The sequence below is a fragment of the Segeticoccus rhizosphaerae genome (assembly GCF_005222685.1).
GTDB classification, from domain to species: Bacteria; Actinomycetota; Actinomycetes; order Actinomycetales; family Dermatophilaceae; genus Segeticoccus; species Segeticoccus rhizosphaerae.
Map to the genome: position 1 here is coordinate 23,325 of NZ_SWMA01000046.1, position 7,469 is coordinate 30,793.

Annotated in this window: 7 protein-coding genes; all 7 read right to left on the bottom strand. The window is 68.7% G+C overall.

Annotated features, from left to right (window positions below):
* Positions 1–44 precede the first annotated feature (44 nt).
* Positions 45–1,724: a VanW family protein gene (locus FCN22_RS19505; RefSeq protein WP_137123235.1), complete on the bottom strand. Its 1,680-nt coding sequence runs from the start codon at positions 1,722–1,724 to the stop codon at positions 45–47.
* On the bottom strand, positions 1,721–2,224 hold the full coding sequence (locus FCN22_RS19510; RefSeq protein ID WP_238384862.1) for a flavin reductase family protein: 504 nt from the start codon (positions 2,222–2,224) through the stop codon (positions 1,721–1,723). The genes FCN22_RS19505 and FCN22_RS19510 overlap by 4 nt, the downstream gene beginning before the upstream one ends.
* A gap of 10 nt (positions 2,225–2,234) precedes the next feature.
* Positions 2,235–3,146, bottom strand: a complete 912-nt coding sequence (gene mshB / locus FCN22_RS19515) for an N-acetyl-1-D-myo-inositol-2-amino-2-deoxy-alpha-D-glucopyranoside deacetylase (protein ID WP_137123236.1) — start codon at positions 3,144–3,146, stop codon at positions 2,235–2,237.
* A complete protein-coding gene (locus FCN22_RS19520) occupies positions 3,146–4,180 on the bottom strand; it encodes an ABC transporter ATP-binding protein (RefSeq protein WP_137123237.1) in 1,035 nt (344 codons plus the stop codon). The genes mshB and FCN22_RS19520 overlap by 1 nt, the downstream gene beginning before the upstream one ends.
* Before the next feature lies 1 nt (position 4,181).
* On the bottom strand, positions 4,182–5,369 hold the full coding sequence (locus FCN22_RS19525; RefSeq protein WP_137123238.1) for an ABC transporter ATP-binding protein: 1,188 nt from the start codon (positions 5,367–5,369) through the stop codon (positions 4,182–4,184).
* A gap of 33 nt (positions 5,370–5,402) precedes the next feature.
* A complete protein-coding gene (locus FCN22_RS19530) occupies positions 5,403–6,416 on the bottom strand; it encodes an ABC transporter permease (RefSeq protein WP_137123239.1) in 1,014 nt (337 codons plus the stop codon).
* A 141-nt stretch (positions 6,417–6,557) separates the two neighbouring features.
* Positions 6,558–7,469, bottom strand: a 912-nt coding sequence (locus FCN22_RS19535) for an ABC transporter substrate-binding protein (RefSeq protein ID WP_238384863.1), incomplete at its 5' end; no start/stop codon positions are given.

A 7,469-nucleotide genomic window follows, 5' to 3' on the forward strand; every position in this document is an offset into this window, starting at 1 on the left:
GGCAGCCGCAACGCAGGACGTCTCGGCCGGGGCGGGGCTCCCGCTCAGCCGGTGCAGACGACCCGGTCCTCCGGCTTGTAGTGGGTGTTGAACACGTTGTGGTCGACGGTCGTACCGTTCCGGCGCACCGTCCGGGTGACCGTGATGTCGAACCCCTCGACGGGATACTGCGGGATGCACTTCGGCGAGTCGTCGTAGATCGTCTTCGGCGCGGTGATGTTGCGCCGCTCGCCGGTGTGGCTGCTCACGGCGAACGTCTTGGTCCCCCAGAACCGCATGTGGATGTCCTGCCCGGTGACCCAGGTCTGGATCAGGATCCCGTGGCCGGTGTTGTTGGTCCACTTGTTGTCGATGGTGGGACGCCACAGGGTCGCTTCGCGGCCGACCGGGTAGCGCGAGATGTAGAACGAGTGCGGGGTGTGCTCGTCGAGCTGGACACCGGCGAAGTACGACGTGTTGAAGACCGTCGTCGAGACCTGCGAGATGCCACCACCCAGCGCGTTGACCAGGCGACCGTTGCTGATGACGTGCGCCTCGACATACCCCTTCGCCCTGGTGAAGGTGCCGAGCACCCCGAGCAGGCTGAACTGCTCACCCGGCTTGACCAACGTGCCGTTGATGTGGTCCAGGGCGGTCTTGATGTTGTGCGTGCGGGCCGCGTTCTCCGGGCCACCCGGCATGTGGCTGGTGAAGCTGGAGATGACCTGCTTGACCCCGAGCTTGTTGGCCTCGGCCGTCGTCGTGGCCGGAGGCTTGGAGATGGTCGCGACCCGGGCCGTGCGCGACTTCGCCGTCAGCGCGGCAAACACCTTGTCGTGCAACGACTTCGGATTTATCACCTTGCCGTTGTGCCCAGGGATCACCCGTGGCTCACCCCCGATCAGCCGCACCTGGGCGTCGACCGGGACGCGTTCGGCCCCAGAGACCTCGGCCCGCACCACCTTGAGCAGCTGTTGACCGTCCAGGTCTGGTCGCAGGTGACCCTTGCCGTCGTCCTTGACGGTGAGCATCCGCCCCAGCTGCACGGCCGTCAGCCTGGTGCGTGCCTTGCCGATGACGACGGCGACCGGCCCCGACATCGCCGGCTTCGCGAAGGACTTCTCCACCCGCTTGATCTCCCGGACGGACAGCTTCGGGTCGGACACGGTCACCGCGCCCTTGACCTCCGGCTGACGGGGCCACGCCTGCGCGACCGCCTTGGCCGTGCCCGGGACGTCGAGGCTGCGGCCCTGCGTGGACAACACGATGCGCACCGAGCCGTCGACGAACGTGATGGACCCCTCCCTGCCGGGGCGGTCCACCTTCTTCGCCGCGCCCTCGAGTGCCGCCTCGAGCCGGTCCTGGTCGACCGAGACCCGCAGCGGCTGCGCCTCACCGCCGGTGAGGCGTTGCCAGATCTCGCCGGGGTCGTAGGTGCGGCCGGTCAGTCCCTGCAGCGTGCGGTCGATGTCGAGCGAGAGCCCGGCCGCACCCGGGTCGAGCTCGAACGTCTCGTCGCCGGCGCGCACGATGACCGGTTGTGAAGCGGTCATGGCCAGGTCGCTCTTGAGGGTGGTGGCGGCCTGCTCGGTGGACATCCCGCCGATGCTGACGCCCGCCACCGTGGTGCCCGAAGGCACCTGACCCCCGACCCAGACGGCCAGCCCGACGTAGGCGCCGCCCAGCACGACGACCGCGACCAGCAGCCGCAGCAGGATGCGCCCCCAGCTGTGACGCTCGGTCATGTCAGTGCCTCGTAACGTCCCCGGTAGTAGATCAGCGCCTTGCCCAGGTGGTCGGGCACGTGCACCGAGGCCACCTCGCCGACCACGATGCTGTGGTCGCCCGCTGGGTGCACGTCGGTCGTGCGGCACTCGAAGTTCGACAGTGCCCCGTCGAGCCAGGCGACGCCGGTCACCGGAGCGATCGAGTGCGGCACCCGGTCGAGCTGGCCGTGCAGCGGCCGGCCCCTGGTGGCGAACCAGTCGGCGGTCGAACGGGCCTCGGCCGGCAGCACGCTGACCCCCCAGACCTGCGACTCGAGCACGGCGTCGTGGAACCGCGCGTCCCGCTCGACGCTGACCAGCATGAGCAGCGGTTCCAGCGAGACCGAGCACAGCGCGTTGGCGGTCATCGCGTGGTGGTGCTCACCGGCAAGCGTGGTCACGATGGTCACGCCGGTCGCGAATCGTGCCATGGCACGGCGGTAGTCGCCCACGTCGGTGGGCGGCACGGTCGTGGTCACAGCACCTTCCTCACGTGTCGGGCAGCAGGCCGGTATGCCGTCCGCCTGGCATCGCAGCGCCCCTCGCGGGCGTCCCCGTGGCCGGGTCGACGAGGACGTAGCCCTCCCGCGCGGACAGGCGTGCCGCGATGTCGTTGGACAGAGCGTAGTAGTCGCCGTGCACCGACACCTGGGTGCGGTGCTCCAGAAGGGCCTGCGTCCGCAGCCGCGCGGCCTCGGGATCGACCACCTCGTGGGTCACCTGGTCGTCCTCGACGACGGAGGGCGGGAAGGGCGCGTCCTCGGGTGGGAGGGTCAGGCCGGGCTGCTCCCCCGGCTGCACGTGACTGCGGACCCACTCCCGATCCTGCAGTGCCCACGACCTCGGGGTGAACCTCCAGTAGACCCGGCCCGGACGCTCCGCGTCGGGCAGCGTCCTGATCGCCGCCATCGTCACCCGGTGGGTCTGGATGTGGTCGGGGTGGGCATAGCCGCCACACGGGTCATAGGTGACCACCACGTCGGCACGCAGGCGCCGCAGGTGGGCGGCCACCAGCGCGGCCGCCTCGTCCTGGTCGGCACGGACGAAGGCGTCGGGACGCTCGGCACTGGGCGTGCCCGCCATACCGGAGTCCCGGTAGCGCGAACCGCCGCCGTGGGGATCCTCGCCGAGGACCACGTGGGCGACGCCCAGCACGGCCATCGCGCGGCGAAGCTCCTCCCGCCGGTAGGGACCGAGCCGATCCTCACGGTCGGCGGCGAGGTGACACAGCTCCGGCGGGATGACCTCACCCTCTTCGCCGAGGGTGCAGGTGAGCAGGTGGACCTCGTCTCCCGCGATCGCGTGGTGGGCCATCGCCACGCCGGTCGCGAGGGTCTCGTCGTCCGGGTGGGCGTGCACGAAGACGAGCCGGGCGGGCCGCCCGGTCGGGTCAGGGGGCACTAGACGACCACGCGCTCCTCGGGGAAGTGACAGGCCACCCGGTGCCCGGGTGCGAGCTCACGCACCAGGGGGATCTCGTCTGCGCACCGCTGCTGGGCCTTGGGACACCGGGTGCGGAACACGCAGCCGGACGGCGGGTTCTGCGGGCTGGGCAGGTCGCCCTGCAACAGGATCCGCTCGCGCCCGGCCTCTCGGCGGGGGTCCGGCACCGGCACCGCCGACATCAGGGCGTGCGTGTAGGGGTGCAGCGGGTGCTCGTAGAGCGTGTCGCGGTCGGCCTCCTCCATCAGCTTGCCGAGATACATCACGGCCACGCGGTCGGAGATGTGCCGCACCACGGACAGGTCGTGGGCGATGAAGACGTAGGCGAGCTGCTGCTCGTCCTGGATGTCCTCCAGCAGGTTGATCACCTGGGCCTGGATGGACACGTCGAGGGCGGACACCGGCTCGTCACAGACGATCACCTGGGGCTGCAGCGCGATCGCCCGCGCCACGCCGATGCGCTGCCGCTGGCCGCCCGAGAACTCATGCGGGTAGCGGTTGTAGTGCTCGGGGTTGAGACCCACCCGGGCCATCAGCTCCTGAACCGCCTTGCGGCTGCCGCCGGGCGGCGTGATGCCCTGGATCTCGAAGGGCGCCGCAACGATCTTGCCGATCGTGTGCCGCGGGTTCAGCGAGCCGTAGGGGTCCTGGAAGATCATCTGCATCTCGCGGCGCAACGCGCGCAGCCGGGACCCACTCGCGTGCGTGACGTCTTCGCCCTGGAACTCGATCGTGCCGCCGGTCGGCTCCAGCAGCTTGAGCAGGGTGCGGCCAGCGGTCGACTTGCCGCAGCCGGACTCCCCCACCAGGCCGAGGGTTTCGCCCTTGCGCACCATCAGGCTGAGTCCGTCGACCGCCTTCACGGGGGCATCAGGACGGCGGATGATCCCCGCCTTGTGTTGGGGGAAGTACTTCTTCAGGTCGGTGATCCGCAGGATCTCCGGGTGGTCGGCGGTGGCCGACTGCTCGGGTGCGGCGGTAGGGGTGGTCACGTCACGCTCCTCGCTCGGGCTCGCGGACGGCGCGATCGTCAGCGTCGTCCCGGCGGGTGGTCTCAGCGGTCCGCCGCGACCGATCGTCCGCCGCGCCCTTGATCGAATCAGCACGGTCGCCACGCTTGCTGAGTGCCTCCGCGAACACCACGGAGCGCTCCTCCGGGGGGATGTGGCACCGCGACCGATGGCCCGGGAAGGCCTCCGCGAGCGCCGGTTCCTCGGTGAAGCAGAGCCGGTCAGGGACCAATTCGGTGTAGGGGCATCGCGGGTTGAACTTGCACCCGCTCGGCAGGTTGATCAGCGACGGCGGGTTGCCGGGGATCGGGTCGAGCCTGGTCTGACGCACCTGGTCGAGCCGCGGCATCGAGCCGAGCAGCCCCACCGTGTAGGGGTGCTGTGGCTGGTAGAAGAGGTCGTCCACGGTGCCCTGCTCCACGCACCGGCCGGCATACATCACCAGCACGTCGTCGGCGATGTCGGCAACCACCCCGAGGTCGTGGGTGATCAGGATGATCGCCGAGCCGAATTCTCGCTGCAGGTCCTTCATCAGGTCGAGGATCTGCGCCTGCACCGTCACGTCCAGGGCTGTCGTGGGCTCGTCCGCGATGAGCAGCTCAGGGTCGTTCATCAGCGCCATCGCGATCATCACGCGCTGCCGCATGCCGCCCGAGAACTCGTGCGGGTACTGGTCGACGCGCCGCTTCGGGTTGGGGATCCCGACCCGCCCCAGCAGGTCGACAGCCCGACTCTTGGCGACCTTCTTGGCCGTGCTCTTGTGGTGCACCCGGTAGGCCTCGATCAGCTGGCTGCCCACGGTGTAGTAGGGGTGCAGCGCCGAGAGCGGGTCCTGGAAGACCATGGCCATCTTGTTGCCGCGCAGGTGGCGCATCTCGGCCTCGGGCAGGGTCAGCAGATCCTGGCCGTCGAGGGCGATGCGGCCGGACATCTTGGCGTTGGTGCGCCGGTGCAGGCCGAGGACCGCCTGGCTGGTGACCGACTTGCCGGAGCCCGACTCGCCGACGATCCCGAGGGTCTGTCCCTTCTCGAGCGAGAAGGTGATGCCATCCACCGACTTGACGACGCCGTCATCGGTCGGGAAGTGCACCCGGAGGTCGTCGACCTCGAGGAACGCCTCGTGGTCTGCGTTCGCCGCGGAGCCCGTTGGCTGGGTGGCGGTTACGGACATGCGTCCGTCCTTTCGTTCGTCGTCACGGCCTCGTCACCCGATCCTGACGCGCGGGTCGATGACGCCGTAGAGGATATCGACCACGAGGTTGGCGAAGACGATCAGCGCGGCCGTGATCAGCACGATGGGCACGATCATCGGCAGGTCCGACTGGGTCACCGCGTCGATGGCCGCACGGCCGAGTCCCTGGTAGCCGAACACCTGCTCCATGATCACGGTGCCGGCGAGCACGATGCCGAGGTCGAGGCCGGCAACCGTCACGACAGGGGTCAACGCGGCCCGCAGGGTGTGCCTGAACACCACGGATCGCTCGGTCGCGCCCTTGGCCCTCGCGGTGCGTAGGTAGTCCTCCCCCATCGTCTCGAGCATGTAGGCGCGCGTGAGCCGGATGTAGCTGGCGACGTAGACCGCGGCCAGCACGATCCAGGCCATGACCAGGCCCTTGGCCCACCCGACGGGACTGTCGAAGATCGAGACGTAGTTGGGCGCTGGGAAGAACTGGTACTTGATGCTCAGGTAGGAGTAGATGAGCAGGCCGAGGAAGAAGGTGGGGAAGGAGAAGACGAAGAGGGAGGAGCTGGTGAGCAGTCGGTCCGGCCATCGGCCTCTCGTGAGCGCCGCGATGATGCCGAAGCCGACGCCGAAGGTGATCCAGATGGCGAAGGCCCCGAGCGCGATCGAGATCGAGACGGGCCACCGCTCGCTGATGTAGGTGGACACGAGCGAAGTCCGCTGCGGGGAGTAGCCGAGGCAGGGCGCGGGGCAGTGCGTCACCTTGTCCGGGTTGGCCTTGGCGAAGGCGGGGTCGTCCGGGTACTCGCGGCCGGTGAACAGGCCGCTGACGAAGTCGGCGTACTGCGTCGTGATCGGCTTGTCCAGCCCGAGGTAGTGCCGGTTGGCCTTGATCGAGGCCGGGGTGCAGGTCTTGCCACAGGTGAGACGGGCGGGGTCGCTCGGCATCGCGTAGAACAGGGCGAAGGTCGCCATGCTGATGACGACGAGCATGATGACCGCGGCGATGACGCGCCGGATGATGTAGTAGAGCATGGTGGCCGGCCGCTGCGCGGCGTCACCTCACCTTCGGACGTTGAGTGGCGTGACCGGACCGGAGCCTGTTGGCTCCGGTCCGTCGGGTCCGGTGGCCGGTGGCCACCGGACCCGACGGTCGGTGCTGTGTTGGTCGATCTGTTACTGCTGGATGCCGAGGGAGCCCAGGTCGGGGTAGTCGGCGAAGGCAGGGTTGTCGATCCAGTTGGTGACGCCCGAGCCGTGGATCAGGAAGAACTTCTCGACCGAGAGCGGGACATATCCGCCGTCCTTCTGGATCATCTCGTCGATGTCACCCCAGGCCGCGTTCTGCTTGTCCGGGTCGGTGAGCTTGTAGGCCGCGTCGATCGCCTTGTTGACCTTGTCGCTCTTGTACTGGCCGTAGTCCTGCGCGTTGCTGGACTTGGTCAGGTTGACCCTGGAGTCCCACAGCGGCGGGATCACCGTCGCGGCACCGGGCCAGTCCTGGCCCCAGCCGCCCCAGGCAACGTCCCAGGTGGACTGCTTGGCCGGGTTCTGGATGATCGTGTAGTAGTTCTGGGTCTCCGGCTGCAGGCTCACCTTGAAGCCCGCCTTCTCCCAGCCCTCCTTCAGCGCCGCGGCCGCCTTGTCGGAGGTCGGGGTGCCACCGCTGTAGATGTAGTTGATCTTGACCGGCGTCGAGACGCCTGCCTCCTTCAACAGCTGCTTGGCCTTGGCCGGGTCACCGTTGTCCGGCGCACCGAACGCGTTGTACTTCTTGTAGCCCGGCGTGTTCGGGTTGATCATCGAGGTCGCCGGGGTACCCATGGTCGGGCCACCCTGGGCGGTGATGTAGGCGCCCTTGTCCGTGGAGACGGCCAGCGCCTCGCGGACCTTCGGGTTCTGCATCGTCTTGCTGCCGAAGTTGGTCACCAGGTAGTCCACGAAGGGCGAGGCCGGGTTGGTCGCCCGCTCCTTGGCCTTCGGGTTGCCGGCGATCTGCGCCTGGAACGACGGCGGCACGGACCGGTCGGACACGGCGTACTTGTCATTGCCGTTGTCGGCGATCAGCCGCTGGGCGATGATCTCGTT